Source organism: Streptomyces sp. NPDC052101, assembly GCF_040680235.1.
Classification (GTDB): Bacteria; Actinomycetota; Actinomycetes; order Streptomycetales; family Streptomycetaceae; genus Streptomyces.
Window position 1 is genome coordinate 268256 of record NZ_JBFAWH010000005.1, and the last position, 23060, is coordinate 291315.

Below are 23060 nucleotides of genomic sequence, written 5' to 3' on the forward strand. Positions count from 1 at the left end.
CCTCACAGCTTCCCGCCCCGTCCGCCGTCCCGGCGCGGCGGCGCGATCAGCGTCGACAGATACGGCAGCGGCGTCCCGTCCAGCTCGGCGGCCGGCCGCACCGACTCCTCCGGCAGACCCAGCGCCGAACCCCACACGGCATCCCCGAGCCGCCCGGTCCGCGTGAGCGCCTGCGCCACCTCGGCCGCCTGCCGCCCGAACTTGTACGCGACGACGGTCCCCGGCCCGGCCAGCGCCTCCTGCAGCACCGCCGACCCGGCCGTCACCGGCACCAGCGTCAGCGGCTCGGTGCCCTCCGTCAGCACGGCACCGGAGCGCGCCGCCAGATCCTGCATGGCGGTGATCCCGGGCACGGTCTCCACGACGACACCCGGCACCAGCTCGGCGATCGTCTGCGCGAGATAGGTGAACGTCGAGTACACGTTCGGATCGCCGATGGTGGCGAAGGCGACGGCCGCATGCTCCTCCAGCAGCCCGGCGACGGTGGCTCCGGCCGCGTCCCACGCCGCCTCCCGGCGCGCCCGGTCGGTCCGCTCGTTCAGCGCGAACACCACCCGGACGACCTTGTCCTCGGGCACATAGTGCAACACGGTCGCCTCGGCGCGCCCCCGCTCCCCGGTATCCATCACGGGTACGACGACGACATCGGCCGCGCGCAGGGCGTTGACCCCCTTGACGGTCACCAGCTCCGGGTCACCGGGACCGACCCCGACACCGATCAGCCTGCTGCTCATGACGTCCGGCACCTCTCCACGAACCGACGGGCGACACCGGGCTCGGACGCCCAGTGCGTGTGCAGATAACTCGCGTGCACGCCCTGCTGTACAAAACCTTCGACCCGCCTCACGGGCGCCCGCACGCCCCAGGCGGGAGCGGCACCGGCGCCGGGCTCGACGACCGTGCGATGGAACTCGTGCCCCCGCATCCGCGTCCCGGCGGCGGCCAGCACACTGTCCCCGACGGCCACGGCGTCCCGGTAGCCGAGGGTCAGCCGTTCACTCATGCGGGCGGTGGCGTCAAGCACCCCGCACATGGGCCGGCCGTCCAGCTCCCGGCACAGATAGAGCAGTCCGGCGCATTCGGCGGCCACGGGGGCGCCGCCGAGGGCCAGTTCGGCGACGGCCCTGCGCAGCGGCTCGTTGGCGGACAGCTCGGCGGCGTACACCTCGGGGAAACCGCCACCGATGACCAACCCGGCCGTACCTTGGGGCAGTTGCTCGTCGTGGAGGGGGTCGAAGGCGACGACTTCGGCACCTGCGGCGGCGAGCAGCTCGGTGTGTTCGGCGTAGGAGAAGCTGAAGGCGGGCCCGCCTGCAACGGCGACCACCTCACGTTGCCCTGTGGTGGTGACGGGCGGTTCCCAAGGAGCGCAGGTCAGCGCTCCCGCGCTCCGCGCCAGTCCCCACAGGGCTTCCAGATCGCACCCTTGCTCGACCTGCGCAGCCATCGCCCGTACGGCCTCCACCGCCGCGGACTGCCGTTCGGCAACCGGCACCAGCCCGAGGTGCCGAGAAGGCGTGTCCACCTGCTGAGCCCGCCGCAAGGCGCCCAGCACCGGCACCCCGGCCGAATCCAGCGCCTCCCGCAGCAGCTCCTCATGCCGGTCGGAGCCCACCTTGTTGAGGATCACGCCCCCGACCCGCACCTGCGGATCCCACGACGCGAACCCGTGCACCAGCGCCGCCACCGACCGCGACTGCGACGACGCGTCGACCACCAGCACCACCGGCGCCCGCAGCAGCTTGGCCACATGGGCGGTGGAAGCCAGCTCGCCCTCCCCCGCCGCCCCGTCGTACAGCCCCATCACGCCCTCGACCACGGCCAGGTCGCACCCCCGCGCCCCGTGCAGGAACAGCGGAGCGACCAGCTCGGGGCCGCACAGGTAGGCGTCCAGGTTCCGCCCCGTCCGCCCGGTCGCGAGCGCGTGATACCCGGGGTCGATGTAGTCCGGCCCGACCTTGTGCGGGGACACGGCGAGCCCCCGCGCGGCGAACGCGGCCATCAGCCCCGTGGCCACGGTGGTCTTGCCGCTGCCCGACGAGGGCGCGGCGATGACCAGCCGAGGCACCGACGATGTCACCACTCGATGCCCTTCTGGCCCTTCTGCCCCGCGTCCATGGGGTGCTTGACCTTGGACATGTCGGTGACGAGGTCCGCGAAGTCGACCAGCTTCCCGGGCGCGTTCCGCCCGGTGATCACGACGTGCTGGGTCCCCGGCCGATTCCGGAGCACGTCGACGACCTCATCGGTGTCGACCCACCCCCAGTGCATCGGGTACGCGAACTCGTCCAGCACGTACAGCCGGTACGTCTCGGCCGCCAGGTCCCGCTTGACCTGCTCCCAGCCCTCCCGGGCCTTCTCCTCGTTGTCCATCTGCTGATCCCGCTGCACCCAGGACCAGCCCTCGCCCATCTTGTGCCAGTCGACGGTGCCGCCCTCGCCGGAGGCGCCGAGCACACGCAGCGCGTTCTCCTCGCCGACCTTCCACTTCGCCGACTTGACGAACTGGAACACCCCGATCGGCCAGCCCTGGTTCCAGGCGCGCAGCGCGAGCCCGAACGCGGCGGTGGACTTGCCCTTGCCGATGCCGGTGTGCACGACGACCAGCGGCCGGTTCCGCCGCTGACGAGTCGTCAGACCATCATCGGGTACGACACTCGGCTGCCCCTGAGGCATTACGCGGCCCTCCTCTTGCTGTTCCCCTGCACATCCCTGACCAGCCCGGCGATCGAGTCGGCACGCAGCTCGTCCAGCGTGACGCCCATGCCGCCCAGCTCACCCGCGAGCTGCCCGGCGAGCCCGAGCCGCACCGGCCCCGACTCGCAGTCCACGACCACCGAGGCGATCCCCTCGGCCGCGAACAGCCGCGCCGCCCGCCCGGCCAGCGCCACCGGCTCCGGGCCACCGGTGGCCCGACCATCGGTCACCACCACGACCAGCGCCCGCCGCGCCGGATCCCGCAGCCGCTCGACGCGCAGCACGTCGTGCGCCTTCAGCAGCCCGGCCGCGAGCGGCGTACGACCGCCGGTCGGCAGCGACTCCAGCCGCACGGCGGCGGCATCCACGGACGACGTCGGCGGCAGCGCGACCTCCGCGCCGGCGCCCCGGAACGTCACCAGACCCACCTTGTCCCGCCGCTGATACGCGTCGAGCAGCAGCGACAGCACCGCACCCTTCACGGCGCTCATCCGCTGCCGCGCCGCCATCGACCCGGAGGCGTCCACCACGAACAGCACGAGATTGCCCTCGCGCCCCTCCCGCGTCGCCTGCCGCAGATCGTCCCGGCGGATCACCAGCCCCGGCCCGGACCGGCCGCGCGCCCGCTGATGCGGGGCGGCCGCCTGCACGGTCGCGGCCAGGTGCAGCTTGGTCAGCGCGCCCCGGGGCCGCCTGGCCCCGGTGGTCCGCCCGTGCTCGGTGCGCGCCCGCGACCGCCGTCCGGCGGCACCCTCACCGATGCCGGGCACGCTCAGCACCTTGGTGCGGAACGGCTCGGCGGCCCGTGCGGCCGACTGCTCCCGCGCGCCGGACGCCTGCGGCTCGCCCTCCTCGCCGGCCTCGGGCCGCGCGGCGGTGTCGCCGCCGCCCTGCGGGCCGGAGTCGGGCTGCGGCTGACCGCCGCCGCCACCCGGTCCGTCCGGATCGGGATCCTCGTCGCCCTCGGAGTCGTCCCCGGCGAACTGCTCCAGCGTGTCGTCCAGCTTGTCCTCGTCGAGACCGGGCGCGTCGAAGGGGCTACGGCGCCTGCGGTGCGGCAGTGCCAGCAGCGCGGCCTGGCGCACATCCTCCGCCAGCACATCCGTCCGCCCCGCCCACGCGGCCAGCGCGGTCGCCGTACGCGCCATCACGATGTCGGCCCGCATGCCGTCCACCTCGAAGGCCGCGCAGGTCGCCGCGATCTGCCGCAGCGCACCGTCGCCCAGCCGCACCTGCGGCAGCAACTCCCGTGCCGCCACGATCCGCTGTCGTACGGCGGCCTCCTCCTCGGCCCACCGGGCGGCGAAACCGGCCGGATCGTCGTCGTACGCGAGCCGCCGCCGTACGACCTCCACCCGCTGGTCGGGCTCGCGGGAGGCGGCCACCTCCACCGTGAGCCCGAACCGGTCCAGCAGCTGCGGCCGCAGCTCGCCCTCCTCGGGGTTCATGGTGCCCACGAGCAGGAAGCGCGCCGCGTGCCGCACGGAGACGCCCTCGCGCTCGACGTAGGACGCCCCCATCGCCGCCGCGTCCAGCAGCAGGTCGACCAGGTGGTCGTGGAGGAGGTTGACCTCGTCGACGTAGAGGATGCCCCGGTGCGCGTCGGCCAGCAGGCCCGGCTCGAACGCCTTCACACCCTCCGCGAGCGCCCGCTCGATGTCGAGCGCGCCGACCAGCCGGTCCTCGGAGGCGCCGACAGGGAGTTCGACCATCCGCGCCGCACGCGCGGTGCCGGACGGCTGCTCGTGCGGGCCGTCGGGGCAGTTCGGGTCCGGTGCCGTCGGGGCGCAGGAGAACCGGCAGCCGGGAACGACCGCGACCTCGGGCAGCAGCGCCGAAAGGGCGCGTACGGCCGTCGACTTGGCCGTGCCCTTCTCGCCGCGCACCAGCACGCCGCCGACAGCGGGGCTGACCGCGTTGAGGAGCAGCGCGAGCCGCAGGTCGTCCTGGCCGACAACAGCCGTGAAAGGGAAGGGAGTGGTCACTTCTCGTCGCCCTCCAGATCGCCTTCCAGCTCCAGATAAGTGGCGCGCAGCCGCTCCAGCGTGTCCGTGTCCGGCTCCGCCCACAGCCCTCGGTCCGCCGCCTCCAGGAGCCGCTCGGTGACGCCGCGCAGCGCCCATGGGTTGGACTTCTTCATGAAGTCCCGGTTCTCCGGGTCGAAGACGTACTCGGCGCTTAGCTTCTCGTACATCCAGTCGTCGACCACTCCCGCCGTCGCGTCGTAGCCGAACAGATAGTCCACGGTCGCCGCCATCTCGAAGGCGCCCTTGTAGCCGTGCCGGCGCATGGCCGCCATCCAGCGCGGGTTGACCACCCGCGCCCGGAAGACGCGGTGCGTCTCCTCGCCCAGCGTGCGGGTCCTCACCTGGTCCGGTACGGCGCTGTCGCCGACGTACGCCTCGGGGTTGGCGCCGGTCAGATGGCGCACCATCGCGACCATGCCGCCGTGGTACTGGAAGTAGTCGTCCGCGTCGACCAAGTCGTGTTCCCTGGTGTCGACGTTCTTCGCCGCCACCGCGATCCGCTTGAACGCCGTCTCCATGTCCCCGCGCGCCGCCCGCCCGTCGAGCCCGCGCCCGTAGGCGTAGCCGCCCCAGACGGCGTACACCTCGGCGAGGTCGGCGTCGGAGCGCCAGTTGCGGGCGTCGATCAGCGGCAGCAGACCGGCGCCGTACGCGCCCGGCTTCGAGCCGAAGATACGGGCCGTGGCCCGGCGCCGGTCCCCGTGCTCGGCCGCGTCCTCATCCACATGCGCCCGCACGTAGTTGCTCTCGGCCGGCTCGTCCAGCTCGGCCACCGCCCGCACCGCGTCGTCGATCAGGCCGACGACGTGCGGGAACGCGTCCCGGAAGAAGCCGGAGATCCGGACCGTGACGTCGATGCGCGGCCGGCCCAGCTCGGCGAGCGGCACCACCTCGAAGCCCGTGACCCGGCGCGACGCGTCGTCCCACACCGGGCGGCAGCCGAGCAGCGCCAGGATCTCGGCGATGTCGTCTCCCTGGGTGCGCATCGCGGACGTGCCCCAGACCGTCAGGCCGACGGACTTCGGGTGCTCGCCCGTGTCCTGGAGGTACCGCTGCACCAGCGAGTCGGCGAGCGACTGGCCGACCTCCCAGCTCAGCCGGGACGGAATGGCCTTGGGGTCGACCGAGTAGAAGTTCCGGCCGGTCGGCAGGACGTTGACCAGACCCCGGGTCGGCGAACCCGACGGACCCGCCGGGACGTAACCGCCGGCGAGCGCCCGCAGGATGTGCCCGATCTCGTCCGTGGTCCTCGCCAGCCGGGGTACGACCTCGTCACACGCGAACTCCAACACGGCGACGGCATCGGGGAGTTCGGTGCCTAGCGCGTCCCGCAGGACGGTGAGTACGGCCGTCCGCTCCCAGGACCGCTCCTCCAGGCCCTCCGCGATCCGCCGGCACAGCTGCTCCAGCAGGTCGATCGCGTCGGAGGCCGTACGGGACGGGCCGTCCACCAGGTCCGTCAGCTCCACCGGCACCTTCACCGGGGCGCCCGGCTCGGCGAGCAGCTCCTTCTCGACCAGCCCGAAATGGGCGGCGAGGCAGGCCCTGAGTCCCGGCAGCGCGTTCGCCTGACCGCCCCACACCTGGGACGCGCGCAGCACGGCCAGCACCAGGTTCACGCGCGGCTCGCCGACCGGGCCGCCGCCCAGGATGTGCAGGCCGTCGCGGATCTGCACGTCCTTGATCTCGCACAGATAGCCGTCGATGTGCATGACGAACTCGTCGAAGTCGTCGTCGCCCGGCTGCTCGTCCACATGCAGGTCGTGGTGCAGCTCGGCCGCCTTGACCAGGGTCCAGATCTGGGCGCGGACCGCCGGGGCCTTCGCCGGGTCCAGGTCGGAGACGAGCGCGTACTCGTCCAGCAGCTGCTCCAGCTTGGCCAGGTCGCCATAGGTGTCGGCGCGGGCCATCGGCGGCACCAGGTGGTCGACCACCGTGGCATGCCCGCGCCGCTTGGCCTGGGTGCCCTCGCCGGGGTCGTTGACGATGAACGGGTAGACGAGAGGGAGGTCCCCGAGGACGGCGTCAGGGGCGCACCCGCGCGACAGGCCCAGCCCCTTGCCCGGCAGCCACTCCATCGTGCCGTGCTTGCCCATGTGCACGATCGCGTCCGCGCCGAAGCCCCCCTCCGATGGTGCGGCCTCCAGCCACCGGTACGCCGCCATGTAGTGGTGCGAGGGCGGCATGTCGGGGTCGTGGTAGATCGCGATCGGGTTCTCGCCGAAGCCGCGCGGCGGCTGGATCATCACCACGACGTTGCCGAACTGGAGGCTGGCCAGCACGATGTCCTCGCCGTCGACGTACAGGCCGCCCGGCGGCTCGCCCCACGCCTCGGTCATCGCGTCCCGCAGCTGCGGGTCCAGCCTCTCGAACCACGCCCGGTAGTCCGCCAGCGGCACCCGCGCGGGCGCCGCCGCCAGCTGCTCCTCGGTCAGCCACTCCACGTCGTGGCCGCCGGCCTCGATCAGCCGGTGGATCAGCTCGTCGCCGCCGGAGGGGTATTCGGTGAGCGCGTAGCCGGCGTCCCGCAGCGCGTCCAGCACCCGCACCGCCGAAGCGGGCGTGTCCAGGCCGACCGCGTTGCCGACCCGTGAGTGCTTCGTCGGGTACGCCGTGAAGACCAGCGCGATGCGCTTCTCCGCGTTCGGCTTGTGCTTCAACCGGGCGTGGCGCAGGGCGATTCCGGCCACCCGTGCGGCCCGCTCCGGATCGGCCACGTACACCGGGACGTCGTCCGGGCCCTGCTCCTTGAAGGAGAACGGCACGGTGATCAGCCGGCCGTCGAACTCGGGGATCGCGACCTGCATCGCCGCGTCCATGGGGGAGAGGGCGGCGTCCGACTCGTCCCACGCGGACCGCGAGGAGGTGAGGCAGAGTCCTTGCAGCACCGGGATGTCGAGATCCGCGAGCGCACCGATGTCCCAGGACTCCTCGTCGCCGCCCGCCGAGGCCTGCGAGGCGTGTGTACCGCCGGCCGCGAGCACGGTCGCGACCAGCGCGTCGGCCCTCCCCAGCAGCTCGTACAGCCCGGCGTCCGCACCGCGCAGCGAACCGCAGTACACGGGCAGGGCATTGGCGCCCTGCGCCTCGATGGCCGCGCACAGGGTGTCCACGAAGGCGGTGTTCCCGCTCAGCTCGTGCGCCCGGTAGAAGAGCACGCCCACGGTCGGACGGCCGTCCCGGATCTCGTACGAGCCGTGGACGCCGTACTCCGGCATCTTCCGCGGCTCCTCGAAGCCCTCGCCGGTCAGCAGCACGGTGTCCGACAGGAACCGGGACAGCTCCAGCAGGTTCGCGGGCCCGCCCTCGACCAGGTACTTCAGCGCCTCCGCGACCACACCGGCCGGCACCGACGACTCGGCCATCAGCTCGGCGTCCGGTACGGCCTCGCCGCCCAGCAGCACGGTCGGGATCCCGGCCGCCTTCAGCGCGGCCAGCCCCTCCTCCCAGGCTCGCTTGCCGCCCAGCAGCCGTACGACGGCGAGGTCCGCGCCGTCGAGCAGCGCCGGCAGCTCCGCGGTGACGTCCACCCGGGTCGGGTTGCCGATACGGTAGTCCGCGCCGGAGGCCCGGGCCGCCAGCAGATCCGTGTCGGCAGTCGACAACAACAACACTGTGCTCATGCGGGCGCTCCCGGTGCGATGAAAGGCAGTCCTTGCGGCGCGCCCGACTCGATGAGCCGCCAGAGCGCGTCCGTGTCCGCGTGCTGTTCGATCAGGTCGCCGAGCCGGTCGAGCTGCTCCTCGCGCAGCGCGGCGAAAGAGGTGTCCGGCGCCGGCACGAAGCGGCGGCCCGCGGCGGCGGCCACCTCGCGCAGGAAGGCCCGGCGGAAGCCGTCCGACTCCAGCGAGCCGTGCCAGTGCGTGCCCCAGGTCTGGCCGACCCGGCAGCCGTCCAGGCTGTGTCCCTCGTCGTCGGAGATGAACGCGTCCCCTGCCTCTACGGAGGCGACGCCGTGGTGGATCTCGTACCCCTCGACCCGCTCGCCGAGGGCCTTCCCGGCCGGCCGGGTCAGGGTCTTCTCGCGGGCGAACCGCACCCGCACGGGCAGCATCCCGAGCCCGTCGACCGCGCCGGCGCGCGATTCGACCTCGTCCTCGATGTGCTCGCCGAGGATCTGGAAGCCGCCGCAGATGCCGAGGACGGGGCGGCCTTCGGCGGCCCTGCGCACCAGGGCGTCGGTGAGCCCGCGCTCCCGCAGCCACTCCAGCGCGCGCACCGTGCCCCGGGTGCCTGGGATCACCACCAGGTCCGCGTCCGCCAGCTCCTCCGAGCGGTCCACGAACCGCACCACGACGCCCGGTTCGGCGGCCAGCGCGTCCACGTCCGTGAAGTTGGACATCAGCGGGATCGCGCACACGGCGACCCGCAGCACGTCCTCGCCGACCGGGGGCGTCACGGTCGACTCCCGCACGGTGCCGCGCAGCGAGACCCTGAGCCCGTCCTCCTCGTCGATGCCGAGCCCGTGCCGGAACGGCAGGACGCCGTAGGTGCGCCGCCCGGTGAGGCCCTGGAGCATCTCCAACCCGGGCTCCAGCAGGCTCACATCGCCGCGGAACTTGTTCACCAGGAACCCGGCGACCAGCTCCTGGTCCTCGGGCGAGAGCAGGGCGACGGTCCCGAAGAAGGAGGCGAAGACGCCTCCGCGGTCGATGTCCCCCACCACCAGCACGGGCAGCCGCGCGTTCCGCGCGATCCCCATGTTCACGATGTCGGTCCGGCGCAGATTGATCTCGGCCGGGCTGCCCGCACCCTCACAGATCACCGCGTCATACGTGCCCCGCAACTCGGCCAGGCAGTCCAGCACCGTGCCGAGCAGCTTCTGCTGCCGCCCGCCGTGATAGCCGCGCGCGCTCAGCTCGCCCACCGGCCTGCCCATCAGCACGACCTGGCTGCTCTGCTCGCCGCCCGGCTTGAGCAGCACCGGGTTCATCAGCGCGGTCGGCTCGATCCGGCAGGCCTGGGCCTGCATGGCCTGGGCCCGTCCGATCTCCGCGCCCTGGCGGGTCACGAAGGAGTTGAGCGACATGTTCTGCGCCTTGAACGGCGCGACCTTCACTCCCTGGCGCACCAGCCACCGGCAGATCCCTGCCGTCACGACGCTCTTGCCTGCGTCGGAGGTGGTGCCTGCGACGAGGAGTCCCCCGTTCACTTCCCACGTCCCTTCAGACCTTTGACGCTCTTGACCATCAGGCGCGCGGCGACCGTGGTGCCGAGCGCGAGCAGACCGACGCGGCGGGAGAGCCGTACGGCGCGGTCGACGTCGGTGGGCCGAACGGCGCGTCCGGCCTCCCCGTTGAGCACCGGGCGGTGCTCGACCCGGCTGCCGTACGACAACGTGCCGCCCAGGCGTACCCCCAGCGCGCCCGCGAACGACGCTTCGACGGGGCCGGCGTTGGGGCTCGGGTGCCGGTGGGCGTCGGCCCGCCAGGCGCGCAGGGCACCGCGCGGGTCGGGTCCGGCCGCGGCGGCGAGTACGGCGGTCAGCCGGGCCCCCGGCCAGCCGGCCAGGTCGTCGAGCCGGGCCGAGGCCCAGCCGTAACGCCGGTACCGGGGCGACTTGTGACCCACCATCGCGTCCAGTGTGTTGACCGCCCGGAAGCCGAGCAGTCCGGGCACTCCGGCCACCGCGCCCCACACCAGCGCGCCCACCACGGCGTCGGAGGTGTTCTCGGCGACCGACTCGACCACGGCGCGGGCGATCCCGTCGGCGTCCAGCGCCTGCGGGTCCCGGCCGCACAGATGCGGCAGCCGCGCCCGCGCCGCCTCGACGTCCCCGCGTTCCAGGGCGCCTGCGATGGTGCGGGCCTCGCGGGCGAGCGACGTACCGCCGACGACAGTCCAGGTGGCGGCGGCGGTCAGTGCGACGGAGGCGGCGGGGCAGGGGCGTACGGCGCGTATGGCGGCCGTGCCGAGTGCGACGGCGCCGCCGGCGCACACCACGGTGTGCAGGGCGCCCCAGCCGCGGTGGTCGTGCCACAACGCGCGGTCCACGGCAGCGGCCGCACGACCGAACGCGGCGACCGGATGCCCGCGGCGCGGATCGCCGAGGAGCAGGTCGCCGAGAAGGCCGGCGGCGGCGCCGTACGCGTAAGTGCGATCGGCACCCATCGGTTCAGCCGGCCGTGGGAACAGGAGCAGGCCTGGCAGGGGTCCTTCGGCAGCCGAGCATGGCGATCTGGGTCCTCACTCAGGGTGTCCGCGCCCTGGTTCGACGAGATTCGGCGGTGAGAGTTCCTGGCTTCCGGGGTTCTTCCCCGGTGACAGTGGCGGGACCGCGCCGGATTCGCACCGGCTTCCTCTCCTGCCGCCGTACATGGCGTGGGCAGTCCACCACGCGCCCGGAACGGCCGTCAACTTGCCGTTGACCTGCACGGGGAGAGTGTGCCGATCCCCACATCGCGGGGCGCCCGAGGCTCTTGAGCACGGCGAAGGCTCCCCTCCGTGATGCCTGGAGGGGAGCCTTCGGGACGCTTGGTCCGCAGGGGGTGATGCGTGGCGGGCCGTCAGGCCTTGGCGACGATCAGGTAGATGCCGTACGCCACCGCCGCCGCGCACGCGGCGAAGCAGACGTAGGCGCCGGTGACGGCGAGGTTGGCGGAGCCGCCCTGCGCGGCGGCCTTCTCGCGTCGTGCCAGACCGTTGACGCCGAGGGTGAACAGGGCCACCAGGGCCACGGTGAACACGAGGCTGACGCCGAAGACGGAGCCGAGGGCCGCCCAGTCGATCTTCATGATGCTTCCTTCGGTAACCGGGTGGCCGGGGTCAGACGGTGGCGGCCGGCGGGGCGGCCTGGGGCGCGGGCTCGGCGGCGGCCGGGGAGGCGATCGTGGCCGTCAGGCCCTCGCTGATCGTGCCCGCCGGGGGCGGGGTCACGGCGGCGATGGCGGTGGTCACCACGCCGGCCGGCTCCGTGGGCTCGGCGACGACGTTGGTGTGGTCGACGACCTCACGGCGGGAGTACTTCCAGATCGCGGCGCTCGCGGCGACCAGGAAGACGGCGACGGCGGCGGTGCCCCAGTCGCCCAGGTCCGTGACGGACTCGGCGCCCGCGCCGACCAGTGCGGCGGCCGGCAGGGTGAGCACCCAGGCGACGGCCATACGGGTCGCGGTGGACCAGCGGACCACCCCGCCCTTGCGGCCGAGGCCCGCACCCATCACCGAGCCGGAGACGACATGCGTGGTGGAGAGGGAGAAGCCCAGGTGGGAGGAGGCCAGGATGGCGGTGGCGGCGCTGGTCTGGGCGGCGAAGCCCTGGCGCGGCTCCAGCTCGGTCAGGCCCGTGCCCATGGTGCGGATGATGCGCCAGCCGCCGATGTAGGTGCCGAGCGCGATGGCCAGACCGGCGGAGAGGATGACCCAGACCGGCGGGTTGGAGCCGGGGGAGATGGCACCGCCCGCGATCAGCGCGAGGGTGATGATGCCCATCGTCTTCTGGGCGTCGTTGGTGCCGTGGGCGAGGGAGACCAGGCCGGCGGAGGCGATCTGGCCGGCGCGGTAGCCCTTGCGGGTGGCCTCGCCCTCGGCCTTGCCGCCGATGCCGTAGGAGAAGCGGGTGGCCAGCATCGACGCGGCGCCCGCCACGACCGGCGCGGCGACGGCCGGGAGCAGCACCTTGGTGACCAGGACGTCACCGTGCACGGCACCGAGGCCGGCGGAGGCGACGGTGGCGCCGATCAGACCGCCCATCAGGGCGTGCGAGGAGCTGGAGGGCAGGCCCACCAGCCAGGTCACGAGGTTCCAGAGGATCGCGCCGACCAGGGCGGCGAAGATGACCTCGGGACGTATGCCGTGCTCGTCGACGAGACCTTTGGAGATCGTGTTGGCGACCTCCACGGAGAGGAAAGCTCCCACAAGGTTGAGGGCGGCCGACATGGCCACCGCGACCTTGGGCTTGAGTGCACCGGTCGAGATGGTCGTGGCCATCGCGTTGGCGGTGTCGTGGAAACCGTTCGTGAAATCAAACGCGAGTGCGGTTACCACCACAATCGCGAGGATCAGCGAGAAGTTTTCCATTTACCCAGGCAATCGTTCGAGGTCATTGGCTGTTGGACCGTAGGCAACCTGGATGAACGGAAGGTGAACTGAGGCGGGCGTGGGGGTGTCTGAGGGGAGGGGTTGATGTTCCGTTTCCCTCCGGTTCGGCACCGGCGCCCCAGGTGCCCCTTGGCTATCGGCTACGCGCGAAGACCCGCAGCCGGCTCGCGGACCCGTTGAAGAGATCCTGGTCACCCGGCAGCCGGCCGCGGGACTTGTGCTGCCAGAAGGTCCAGTACTGCCAGCCGCCCGGCAGCGTCCCCGGCCGCTTGGTGCTGTGGCGGGCGATCCACAGCGGGTTGCTCTTCGAGAACGCGTGGCTGTTGCCGGTGCACAGCTTCCACCACTGGGTCGTCGTGTAGATGACCGGGCGGCGGCCGGTCTTCCGCTTGACCTCGTCGCTGAAGGACCGGACCCAGCGGACCATCCGCTTCTTGCTCATCCCGTAGCATTTGTGCTTCTTGTTGTACGGGTTGTACTCGATGTCGAGCGCGGGCGGCAGCGTCCAGCCGTCCGCCCGCCAGCCGCCGCCGTGCCGCACGAAGTACGCGGCCTGCTTGGCGCCGGAGGACTTGTCCGGCAGCGCGAAGTGGTAGGCGCCCCGGACCAGGCCCACCTTCCGGGCACCGTTGTACTGCTGCGCGAAATAGGGGTTGCGGTAGCTCGTCGACTCGGTCGCCTTGACGTAGACGAACCGCGCGCCCTTGGACCGGGCGGCCGGCCAGCCGACGCGCTTCTGGTGCGACGAGACGTCGTGGCCGCGGGGCTTGCCCGTGGCCGGCGCCGGAGTTCCGGCCGCCGCGGTGCCGGTGCTCGCGAGGGCGAGCGCCGCCGTGGCCGCCACGAGGACACCGGCGCGGCGACGGGGACGAGTGCGTACACGGGCCATGTGTCTCCCCGGGTCGGCGGACGGAGGATCGTCCGGCGGGCAAGGGGGTCCATTGAAGGCCTGAAGATCATCGAATCGACGCCCATTTGCGGCGATTCACCCCTACTTCCGCCCATTCGGGGGTACGCACTTCCGGCCGGAAGCTCCCGTCCGCCCCCTGTCCGAGAACACGGCTGGCAGGATCACGGCATGGCTGAACAGCGACGGGAAGCGGAACCGGAACGCATCTGGGCGGAACTGGTCGCCACGGCACGGCGGACCGTAACCGACGGACTGGTGGTCGGCACCTCGGGCAATGTCTCGGCACGCGCCGGGGACCTCGTGCTGGTCACCCCGTCGGGCGTACCGTACGACCGGCTCGGCCCGGACGACATCACCGGCGTCGACCTCACCGGACGCCAGGTGCTCGGCACGCTGGTGCCGACCAGCGAACTGCCCATGCACCTCGCCGTCTACCGCACCACCGACGCCCGCGCGATCGTCCACACCCACGCCGTGCACGCGACGGCGGTCTCCACGCTCGTGCCCGAGCTGCCGCTGGTCCACTACATGGCCGCCGCCCTCGGCGGCCCCGTCCGCGTCGCCCCCTACGCCACCTACGGCACCGACGAACTCGCCGAGCACATGCTCCGCGCCCTGACCGACCGCTCCGGCTGCCTGCTGCAGAACCACGGCACCATCACCTACGGCGCCACCCTCGACCAGGCCTACGACCGCACCGCCCAGCTGGAGTGGATGTGCCGCCTGTGGCTGACGGCGTCCTCCATACCGGGCGTGCCCCCGTCCCTGCTGACGGAGGCACAGCTGAAGGAGGTGGGGGACCGCCTGAAGGGGTACGGCCAGCGGACGTGACCACCGCTTCCCGCCTCCCGCTCACCGTGACCCGCCGCGATGGCGCCCAGCCACGACGCGGACCGTCCCGCCGCTCCGCTGGCCGGTGACGGCAACCCCCACGACACTGGAGCCGTGGGCACCGTAAAAGCGACCGCCACCGCAGCCACCGCGGTCCTCGCCGCAGGGATCGCATCCGTCGCCGCCGGCCGGTTCGCCAGCGACGCCGCGCTGAAGGCACCCGCCGGCCGTCCCCTGCCCACCGAACCCCGCCTCACCGTGCACGGCACGGCCGCCGGCCGGATCACGCTCACCCGCGATCTGGCCTCGCTGCGCCCCGGCACCTACGGCCTCGCCGGCGACGGCTCCCACGCGATCGTCGGCCCCGTCCTGGAGGCGGCCCGGCACGCGGCCGACACCGTCGTACGCCGCCTGGAGCGCGTCACACACGGCACCCTCGCCCCCGGGGACGCGGTGTGGCTCACCCCGAACCTCCACATCGGCAATCCGGCCGCCGCCCTCGGCCTCGACCACGCCGACATCGACGTGCCCGGCGAACTCGGCGAACTGCCCGCCTGGTTCGTGCCCGGGGCCCGGGACACCTGGGTGATCGCCGTGCACGGCCTCGGCACCACCCGGGAACAGGCCATGAACCTCATGGCCCCGCTGCACGCCCGCAGGGTGCCGGTCCTCGCGCTCGCCTACCGCGGCGACCTCGGCGCCCCGCGCCCGCACGACGGACTGAACCACCTCGGCGAGACCGAGTGGCGCGACCTGGACGCGGCGATCCGCTACGCCGTCCGCTACGGCGCCCGCCGGGTCGTCCTGCTCGGCTGGTCCACCGGCGCCACCATGGCCCTGCGCGCCGCCGAGCGCTCCCCGGTGCGCGAGCGCATCACCGGGCTGGTCCTCGACTCCCCGGTGCTCAGCTGGGAGGCCACGCTGCGCGCCCTCGCCCGGGCCCGCCACACCCCGCAGCCGCTGCTGCCGCTCGCCGTACGGGCCGCGCAGGGCCGGGCCGGCCTGCACGCCGACGGGGTCGCCGAGATCACCGACCCCGCCCGGCTCACCGTGCCGACGCTGATCTTCCACGGCCCCGACGACCAGGTGGCCCCCTGGGAGTTCTCCCGCCGCCTCGCCCGCCGCCGCGCCGATCTGGTCACCCTGCACACCGTGCCGCAGGCCCCGCACGCGGCGATGTGGAACGCCGATCCGAAGGAGTACGAGGAACGGCTGCGCCGCTTCCTGACCCCGCTGGTGTGACGGCTTCCTGGTCCCGCTGGTGCGGCGGCGTCCCGATCCCGCTGGTCCGGCGGTCGCCCGGCTCCGCCGACGCGGCCGCGGGCGGCCTCGGACCGCGCCGGTGCCGGACATTCCGTTTAAGGTCGTACGACTGGCCTGATCATGTCTCCTCGCCCCGCGCCGACCCCCGTGCCTTGGCCAGCCCCGTCGCCCGCCGTGACATTCCGTTTGGGTTTTCGGACCGTCAACCGGAAGACTGCACCCGTGACGTCCCGTATCCCGCGCGACTCCAGGCTCCGAATCGTCCGACCGCGACCCCTGGCCGCCGCCCCCAGAGCTGTGAACCAGCGGCGCCCGCGCCGCCCCGCACCCCGGCCGCCGGAGGGCACCCCGGCCCCCGCGGAGCTGGCCGGATTGGCCCGCGCCGGGCTGGCCGGTCCGGTCCGGGTCGCCCGCTGGGCCGACACCGCACTCGGCCCCGGCAGCGACGGCGCCACCGCCGACGGCAAGGCCACCCTCTCCGCCGCCACCGCCGAACGAGCCGCCGCCGACCTGGGCCTGAGCACAGCTCAGGTCCGCGCCGACTGGGACACGGCACGCCTCGCCGGACTCGTCGAGGTGCACGGCGACAGCGCGCGCCCCGGCTGGCGGCTGCGCGCCTGGGACCGCGACGACAGCGCCGTGCTGCGCGGCTGGGTCGCCCTCTTCGACGCCTGGTCGCTCGCCTCCCCGGAACCCGAGGAGCACGGGCCGGCCGCGGTCGCCGAGGTCGTCTCCGCCATGCCCCAGGTGCTCTCCTTCCTCCAGCTGTCCGCCGGTCCCGTCCCGGTCGAGCAGCTGCTCGACCTGCTCCAGCAGCGGGTCACCGAACTGCGCACCGAGCGCTGCGAGGTCCCCTACGAGCCCGGCGTCGAGCGGCCCGAGTCCGGGCCCGCCCGCCCGGCGGCCGCCGCCCCGGCCCCGGCGGAGGCCGGTCCCGACCCCGACCTCGCGCCCGCCGACGACACCCCGCTCGCCCCGCTCCTCGACTGGGTGCTGCAGGCCCTCGGCTACGTCGGCGCGCTGACCTACGGCGACGGCCAGGCCACCCTCACCCCGCTGGGCAGCTGGGCGGTGTGGGTCAAGCTGGAGCAGATCTGCGTGGCCGCGCAGAGTCCGGCCGGCAACATCGAGCAGTCCGCCGAGGACATGCTCCGCGGCTGCGCCCAGCTCCGCCCCAACGCCGCCCGCGCCGAATACCGCGCCTGGCTCGCCGCCCGCCCCGTCGGCAGCGCCGTCACCGAGCTGATCCACGCCGCGCGCGGCGAGGACGCCCTACTGCGCGGCCTGGCCTTCGAAGCGCTGCGCGTCGTCGGCGCCCCCGCCGAACCCGACGTACGCGCCGTCGTGGACGAGCCCGCCCTGCGGCCGTACGCCCTGCTGTGGCTCGCCGAGCACGACGGGGTCGACCCGGAGGACGCCCACGAGGTCCTCACCCGGGAAGAGGCGACCTGGCTGTGGGTGGACACCGCCGCGGCCGTCGCCGACCACGGCGAGGCGCCGATGCTGGTCCGGCATCTGGAGTCCGCGGTGCAGCCCACGGTTCCCCGGCTGCTCGACGAGGTCCGCGCCGTCGGCCATCCGCGCACCGTGCAGGTGCTGGTCGCGCTCGCCGCCGCACACCCCGACCCGGCCCTGGCCAAGGCCGTGCGCCGGGCCGCCTTCCAGGTGCACACCGGGGGATGAGCGGCTCGGGGATCGCTCAGGCGCCGATCTCCGGGGCGTACGTCCCGAAGCTCCAGATGTTGCCCTCGACGTCACGGGCCATGTAGTCCCGCGAGCCGTAGTCCTGGTCCGTCGGGGGCATCAGGATCTCCACGCCGTGCTCCAGGGCCCGCTGGTGGTGGGCGTCCACGTCGTCCACGACGATGTACACCCCGGTGGGCCCGGCATCCTTCATCGCCGTGTCGAAACGGCCGCCCCGGCCCTTGGAGCCGATCATCACCGCGCCGTTGCCCTGGACCAGCTCGGCGTGCATCACCTTGCCGTCCGCCGTCTCGTACACCGACAGCTCGGTGAAGCCGAGGGCCTCCGTCAGCTGTCTGATCGCCGCGTTCGCGTCCGCGTACAGCAGCGAGGGATAGATGCTCGGCCGTCCACCGCTCATGCCCGCCATGGCGATCACTCCTCCGTGCGCCGGTCCTGTGGCGTCCCGTTCAGTGTTGCAGCCACCACTGACAACGCCTCAGCAACGTGTCGCACTGCTTCTGCTTCTGCCGCCGCCGCTGCTGCCGTGCCGAGGTTCGCCGCGCCGGTCGTCCGGAGCCTGGCGCATCCCTCCCCGCCGCGCCGCCCCACCGCCGGACGGACGCCCGATCGGGCGACTTCCCGCCCGCACCCGCCCACGGCACCCCGCCCCGCCCACCGTCCACGGCTACGCTCGGCGCCCGATCCGCGGCCGAGGACACGGAGGGGGCAGACGTGGCCACCCCACCACCCACCACGCGCACCACCCTCACCGCCTCACCGGACCCCGCGCCAGCGGGGCCGTCCCACCACGCCCCGCAGGGCCCGCCGCCCCCGGCACCCCCTGGCTCGGCCCACCCCACCACCGGCGTCGCGGCCCAGGCCCCCGCCCCCGCACCCCACTCCGGCCCCGGCGAACGACGCCCCACCACCCCTCACAGCCGTAACGCACGCATGCGCCACGTGCCCCTCCGCGTCCCCCTCCTTCTCCGCGTTCCGCCCGCTCTCCGCCCGCTCCTCGTCCTCGGCGGCGTCCTCCTCGCCGTCGGGCTCCGCGGACTGGCCCACCAAGTGCGGCCCGTCCCGTACGGAGACCGTCTCGTCCATTTCGCGCGCGTGGAGCGGCACCCGCACGCCGAAGCATGGGCGTCACGGGCACAGGGCGGCGCCGTGGTCGGCTACGACACCGCGACCGGTGCGCCGCACTGGCGGTACGCGCGCGTGGGTCATCGGCCCGCCGTGGTGCTGACCGTGCGCGGGGAGGTGATCGCGTTGTGGGACGACGGGCTGCTGACCGACACCGACGGCCGGTCGGTCCGCTGGCACCGGGCTCTGCCCGACGCGGCCGAGTGGCTCCCCGCCCGGGGCGGCACCGGCGTGCTGCGCCCCCTGGGCCACGGCATGCTCGCCGTCGTGGCCCCGCCCCGCGTCACCGCGTACCGCATCGCCGACGGCGATCTGCGCTGGGTGCTGCCCGCCGGCCCAGGCCGCGCGTTCACCCCGGACCGCACCCTCCTCGGCAACGATCTTCAGGGGCGCGGACCGAACGCACGGGCGTAGAAAAACAGCTTGCACACCCCCGTTAGACTTCTCCTATGGCCATTCTCCTCGCGCATTAGACGGCGGGATCGCCTCAGCCGCCCACCCGCCAATCCCTGTACGCCCTGGAGTCTGTCCGTGATCTCCGCCTCCGGTATCGAGCTGCGCGCCGGTGCGCGCGTCCTCATCGAGAACGCCACCTTCCGTGTCGCCAAGGGCGACCGCATCGGCCTCGTCGGCCGTAACGGCGCCGGCAAGACCACTCTCACCAAGTGCCTGGCGGGCGAAGGCATCCCGGCCGCCGGCCAGATCGCCCGCTCCGGCGAGGTCGGCTACCTGCCGCAGGACCCCCGCACCGGCGACCTCGACGTCCTCGCCCGCGACCGCATCCTCTCCGCCCGCGGCCTCGACATACTGATCCGCAAGATGCGCGAGAACGAGGAGCGCATCGCGAACGGCAAGGGCGGCACCCGCGAGAAGGCCCTCAAGCAGTACGAGCGCCAGGAGACGGAGTTCCTCACCAAGGGCGGGTACTCCGCCGAGGCCGAGGCCGCCACCATCGCCGCCGCGCTGAACCTGCCCGACCGCGTCCTCGGCCAGCCGCTGCACACCCTCTCCGGTGGTCAGCGCCGCCGTATCGAGCTGGCCCGGATCCTCTTCTCGGACGCCGACACCCTGCTGCTCGACGAGCCGACCAACCACCTCGACGCCGACTCGATCATCTGGCTGCGGGACTACCTGAAGACGTACCGCGGCGGCTTCATCGTCATCAGCCACGACGTGGACCTGGTCGAGACGGTCGTCAACAAGGTCTTCTACCTGGACGCCAACCGCGCCCAGATCGACGTCTACAACATGGGCTGGAAGCTCTACCAGCAGCAGCGCGAGGCCGACGAGAAGCGCCGCAAGCGCGAGCGCGCCAACGCCGAGAAGAAGGCCGCCGCCCTCAACGCCCAGGCCGACAAGATGCGCGCCAAGGCCACCAAGACGGTCGCCGCGCAGAACATGGCCCGCCGGGCCGACAAGCTCCTCGCCGGTCTGGAGGCCGTCCGCCAGTCGGACAAGGTCGCCAAGCTGCGCTTCCCCGAGCCCGCCCCGTGCGGCAAGACTCCGCTGACGGCCGAGGGCCTGTCGAAGTCGTACGGCTCGCTGGAGATCTTCACCGACGTCGACCTCGCCATCGACAAGGGCTCGCGGGTCGTCATCCTCGGCCTCAACGGCGCCGGCAAGACCACCCTGCTGCGCCTGCTCGGCGGGGTCGAGAAGCCCGACACCGGCGAGGTCGTCCCCGGTCACGGCCTCAAGCTCGGCTACTACGCGCAGGAGCACGAGACCCTCGACCCCGAGCGCACGGTCCTGGAGAACATGCGCTCGTCCGCCCCCGACATGGACCTGGTCGAGGTCCGCAAGGTGCTGGGCTCGTTCCTCTTCTCCGGCGACGACGTGGACAAGCCCGCCGGTGTCCTCTCCGGTGGTGAGAAGACCCGGCTCGCCCTGGCGACCCTGGTCGTCTCCTCGGCGAACGTCCTCCTCCTCGACGAGCCGACCAACAACCTCGACCCCGCCAGCCGCGAGGAGATCCTCGGCGCCCTGCGCACCTACAAGGGCGCGGTCGTCCTCGTCACCCACGACGAGGGCGCCGTCGAGGCGCTTCAGCCCGAGCGGATCATCCTGCTGCCGGACGGCGTCGAGGACCTGTGGGGCGCCGACTACGCGGATCTCGTCGCCCTGGCGTGATCGAAAGACTGATCCACTGAGTTGATCCATTGAGTATGGATCATTCGGCTTATCCGTGATCCATCATCTGTGTGAGATCTCCTCGTATCGGGGTGTGTCGTACACGGATTTTCCGGCCGATCCCTTCGCTGCCAAGGGATCGGCCGCTTCGCGTCCCTGACCTGGCACTTCGCGAATCCACCCGTTCGGGCCAGGGGACACCACGCTATGGAATCAAGCATTCCGCTTGTGGGGATCGACTCCTGTCGTCACAACGATGTCTCACGGACCTTGCCGAATGGGTGGCCATCACGCCCAAGAGGGGTGATCATGAGGAGACCAGAGCGCACTTCCCATGAGGAGGCACGGGTGGCCGAGACTCTGAAGAAGGGCAGCCGGGTGACCGGCGCCGCGCGCGACAAGCTCGCGGCAGACCTGAAGAAGAAGTACGACTCCGGTGCGAGCATCCGGGCGCTGGCCGAGGAGACCGGCCGCTCGTATGGCTTTGTGCACCGGATGCTCACCGAGTCGGGCGTCGTCCTGCGTGGGCGTGGCGGAGCGACCCGGGGCAAGAAAGCCGCATCGGTCTGACTCCGGGCGGTCCATCGGCTTCGATGGTGGCCACCCGGTCGACAAAGTGATCGACCGGGTGGTTACTGTGCAGTCACTTAGCTCTGCTCTGCTGACCGCACCCATCGGAGGCGCCCCATGGCTTCGCCCGACCAGGACCTCGCTCCTGTACTCGACAAGGACGGCGTACGGCTCACCGTCGACGACGCGCTCGCCACGGTGACGCTGGCCAACCCGGCCAAGCGCAACGCGCAGAGCCCCGCCCTGTGGCGGGCGCTCACCGAGGCCGGGCGGCTGCTGCCGGGCACCGTCCGTGTCGTGGTGCTGCGTGGCGAGGGCAGGTCCTTCTCCGCCGGGCTGGACCGGCAGATGTTCACGCCGGAGGGGATCCCGGGCGAGCCGACCTTCATCGATCTCGCGCGCCGTGACGACGCCGGGCTCGACGCGAGCATCGCCGAGTTCCAGGAGGCGTTCACCTGGTGGCGGCGGAACGACATCGTGTCCATCGCCGCCGTCCAGGGACACGCTATCGGGGCCGGCTTCCAGCTCGCGCTCGCCTGCGACCTGCGGGTCGTCGCCGACGACGTGCAGTTCGCCATGCGCGAGACCAGCCTCGGCCTCGTACCCGACCTGACCGGCACGCATCCGCTGGTCGGTCTCGTCGGGTACGCCCGCGCGCTCGAGATCTGCGCCACCGGAAGGTTCGTCGGCGCGGAGGAGTCGGTGGCGTGCGGACTGGCCAACGTGGCCGTGCCGGCGGCTGAACTCGACGCGGCTGTGGGCGACTTGGCCGCGGCGCTGGTGGCCGCGCCACGGGACGCCGTCGTGGAGACCAAGGCGTTGCTGCGGGGCGCGGTGGACCGTACGTACGACGAGCAGCGGGCGGCGGAGCGGGCCGCTCAGGCGCGCCGGCTTCGGGACCTGGCCGGCATCGGCGAGTGACCCCTGCGCCGGAGGCGAGACGGTCGGTCAGTCCACCGCCGTCACCAGCACCGCCACCGTCGGTCTGTCCTCCAGCGCCTCCCGTACGGCCGCGCGGACTTTCCGGGCCACGTCGACGGCCCGGTGGTCCGTGCGCGTCGAAAGCTCCACGCGCACGTGCCGATGCGGCAGGGCTGTATCGGCCATGCGTTCTTCCAGGTGCACCGCACGGCCGAGGCCGCCGAGCGAACCCGTGAGACCGCTCACGCCGGGGACGGCCAGCGCGGCCGCGGCCACCCGGGTCTCGTCCGGGTCCGCGGGCTCCCGAGCCGGGACCGGCCGCGGCGCGCGTACCTGCGCCCGCGGCTCCTCCGTGTCCAGCAGGTCGGTCACCCGCAGGTCCACCTCGGACACCGTGAGCCCGAGCCGCTGCGCCGCGGCCGTCGCCAGCGCCCGCCGCAGCCGGGACGCGACCGCCGGCAGTGGCTCGGCGGCCGTCGCGGCGAAGTCCGCCGTCAGCCGCAGCGCGCCCGGCGGCAACGCGCTCGGCGGAGCCGGTACTGCGGGCTCGTGCGCCTCGTCCGGATCGGCGAGCGCGAGCCGCAGCGTGCCCAGCCGCACCCCCGGCACCCCGTCCGCCGCCGCATGTCCCAGCACCGCCGCCGCAGCGGCCTCCGCGATCCACGCGCCGTCGCTCGGCCCGCCGAGCGGCAGCAGCCTGCCGAGCCCCACCTGGCGCCGCACTTCCCGTGTCCACCGGTCCGCCGTCATTCCTCCAGCCTGCCGTATCACCGGCGCGCGTCCGGGGAACCTTGCTTACGGTGGGCAAAGGACGATCGAAGCGTTCGAAGGGGACGACGACCGAA

At 72.9% G+C, this 23060-nt stretch carries 19 protein-coding genes and 1 riboswitch; of the genes, 7 read left to right on the forward strand and 12 right to left on the reverse strand.

The genetic code is table 11. From position 1 onward, the window contains the following. Window positions 1–2: 2 nt before the first annotated feature. From cobI to AB0L75_RS13055, 10 genes are all read right to left on the reverse strand, one after another. The gene (gene cobI, locus AB0L75_RS13010) at window positions 3–734 is read right to left on the reverse strand and encodes a precorrin-2 C(20)-methyltransferase (protein ID WP_365179614.1); all 732 of its coding nucleotides are present in this window, start codon (window positions 732–734) and stop codon (window positions 3–5) included. Continuing rightward, window positions 731–2083, reverse strand: coding sequence for a cobyrinate a,c-diamide synthase (locus AB0L75_RS13015; protein WP_365179617.1), 1353 nt, complete (start codon window positions 2081–2083; stop codon window positions 731–733). Before AB0L75_RS13015 ends, cobI begins: the two co-directional genes overlap by 4 nt. After that, on the reverse strand, window positions 2077–2676 hold the full coding sequence (gene cobO, locus AB0L75_RS13020; protein WP_365179620.1) for a cob(I)yrinic acid a,c-diamide adenosyltransferase: 600 nt from the start codon (window positions 2674–2676) through the stop codon (window positions 2077–2079). Before cobO ends, AB0L75_RS13015 begins: the two co-directional genes overlap by 7 nt. Beyond that, window positions 2676–4682 (reverse strand): putative cobaltochelatase, encoded by a 2007-nt coding sequence (locus AB0L75_RS13025; protein ID WP_365179623.1) that lies wholly within the window; start codon window positions 4680–4682, stop codon window positions 2676–2678. Before AB0L75_RS13025 ends, cobO begins: the two co-directional genes overlap by 1 nt. Then, window positions 4679–8347, reverse strand: coding sequence for a cobaltochelatase subunit CobN (gene cobN / locus AB0L75_RS13030; RefSeq protein ID WP_365179626.1), 3669 nt, complete (start codon window positions 8345–8347; stop codon window positions 4679–4681). Before cobN ends, AB0L75_RS13025 begins: the two co-directional genes overlap by 4 nt. Then, window positions 8344–9876 (reverse strand): cobyric acid synthase, encoded by a 1533-nt coding sequence (locus tag AB0L75_RS13035; RefSeq protein ID WP_365179629.1) that lies wholly within the window; start codon window positions 9874–9876, stop codon window positions 8344–8346. Before AB0L75_RS13035 ends, cobN begins: the two co-directional genes overlap by 4 nt. Then, a complete protein-coding gene (locus AB0L75_RS13040; protein WP_365179632.1) occupies window positions 9873–10835 on the reverse strand; it encodes a cobalamin biosynthesis protein in 963 nt (320 codons plus the stop codon). Before AB0L75_RS13040 ends, AB0L75_RS13035 begins: the two co-directional genes overlap by 4 nt. Before the next feature lie 97 nt (window positions 10836–10932). Beyond that, window positions 10933–11074, reverse strand: a riboswitch (cobalamin riboswitch). Window positions 11075–11230: 156 nt separating this feature from the next. Beyond that, window positions 11231–11458: a hypothetical protein gene (locus AB0L75_RS13045; RefSeq protein WP_365179635.1), complete on the reverse strand. Its 228-nt coding sequence runs from the start codon at window positions 11456–11458 to the stop codon at window positions 11231–11233. 31 nt (window positions 11459–11489) lie between these two features. Continuing rightward, a complete protein-coding gene (locus tag AB0L75_RS13050; RefSeq protein ID WP_365179638.1) occupies window positions 11490–12740 on the reverse strand; it encodes an inorganic phosphate transporter in 1251 nt (416 codons plus the stop codon). 154 nt (window positions 12741–12894) lie between these two features. Beyond that, entirely contained in the window at window positions 12895–13650 is a 756-nt protein-coding gene (locus AB0L75_RS13055) for a lysozyme (protein ID WP_365179641.1), read from the reverse strand. A 189-nt stretch (window positions 13651–13839) separates the two neighbouring features. On the opposite strand from AB0L75_RS13055, the gene AB0L75_RS13060 reads away from it, so the two are divergent. The 3 genes from AB0L75_RS13060 (at window position 13840) to AB0L75_RS13070 (ending at window position 17448) form a co-directional block, all read left to right on the forward strand. Next, window positions 13840–14502, forward strand: coding sequence for a class II aldolase/adducin family protein (locus tag AB0L75_RS13060; protein ID WP_365179644.1), 663 nt, complete (start codon window positions 13840–13842; stop codon window positions 14500–14502). 114 nt (window positions 14503–14616) lie between these two features. Beyond that, window positions 14617–15744, forward strand: a complete 1128-nt coding sequence (locus AB0L75_RS13065; RefSeq protein WP_365179647.1) for an alpha/beta fold hydrolase — start codon at window positions 14617–14619, stop codon at window positions 15742–15744. Window positions 15745–15987: 243 nt separating this feature from the next. Beyond that, window positions 15988–17448 (forward strand): hypothetical protein, encoded by a 1461-nt coding sequence (locus AB0L75_RS13070; RefSeq protein WP_365179650.1) that lies wholly within the window; start codon window positions 15988–15990, stop codon window positions 17446–17448. A 16-nt stretch (window positions 17449–17464) separates the two neighbouring features. Here the strand turns inward: AB0L75_RS13070 and AB0L75_RS13075 are convergent, their stop codons facing one another. Next, window positions 17465–17878, reverse strand: coding sequence for a VOC family protein (locus AB0L75_RS13075; RefSeq protein ID WP_365179653.1), 414 nt, complete (start codon window positions 17876–17878; stop codon window positions 17465–17467). Between the two features lie 305 nt (window positions 17879–18183). On the opposite strand from AB0L75_RS13075, the gene AB0L75_RS13080 reads away from it, so the two are divergent. The 4 genes from AB0L75_RS13080 to AB0L75_RS13095 all read left to right on the forward strand — a co-directional run bounded on the left by AB0L75_RS13080 (window position 18184) and on the right by AB0L75_RS13095 (window position 22215). Then, a complete protein-coding gene (locus AB0L75_RS13080) occupies window positions 18184–19008 on the forward strand; it encodes a hypothetical protein (protein ID WP_365179656.1) in 825 nt (274 codons plus the stop codon). Window positions 19009–19125: 117 nt separating this feature from the next. Beyond that, the gene (locus AB0L75_RS13085; protein WP_365179659.1) at window positions 19126–20724 is read left to right on the forward strand and encodes an ABC-F family ATP-binding cassette domain-containing protein; all 1599 of its coding nucleotides are present in this window, start codon (window positions 19126–19128) and stop codon (window positions 20722–20724) included. 348 nt (window positions 20725–21072) lie between these two features. Further along, window positions 21073–21294, forward strand: a complete 222-nt coding sequence (locus AB0L75_RS13090; protein ID WP_023551707.1) for a helix-turn-helix domain-containing protein — start codon at window positions 21073–21075, stop codon at window positions 21292–21294. Window positions 21295–21411: 117 nt separating this feature from the next. After that, window positions 21412–22215, forward strand: coding sequence for an enoyl-CoA hydratase/isomerase family protein (locus tag AB0L75_RS13095; protein WP_365179662.1), 804 nt, complete (start codon window positions 21412–21414; stop codon window positions 22213–22215). Window positions 22216–22242: 27 nt separating this feature from the next. Here the strand turns inward: AB0L75_RS13095 and AB0L75_RS13100 are convergent, their stop codons facing one another. Then, the gene (locus AB0L75_RS13100) at window positions 22243–22965 is read right to left on the reverse strand and encodes a nucleopolyhedrovirus P10 family protein (RefSeq protein WP_365179665.1); all 723 of its coding nucleotides are present in this window, start codon (window positions 22963–22965) and stop codon (window positions 22243–22245) included. Between the last annotated feature and the right edge of the window lie 95 nt (window positions 22966–23060).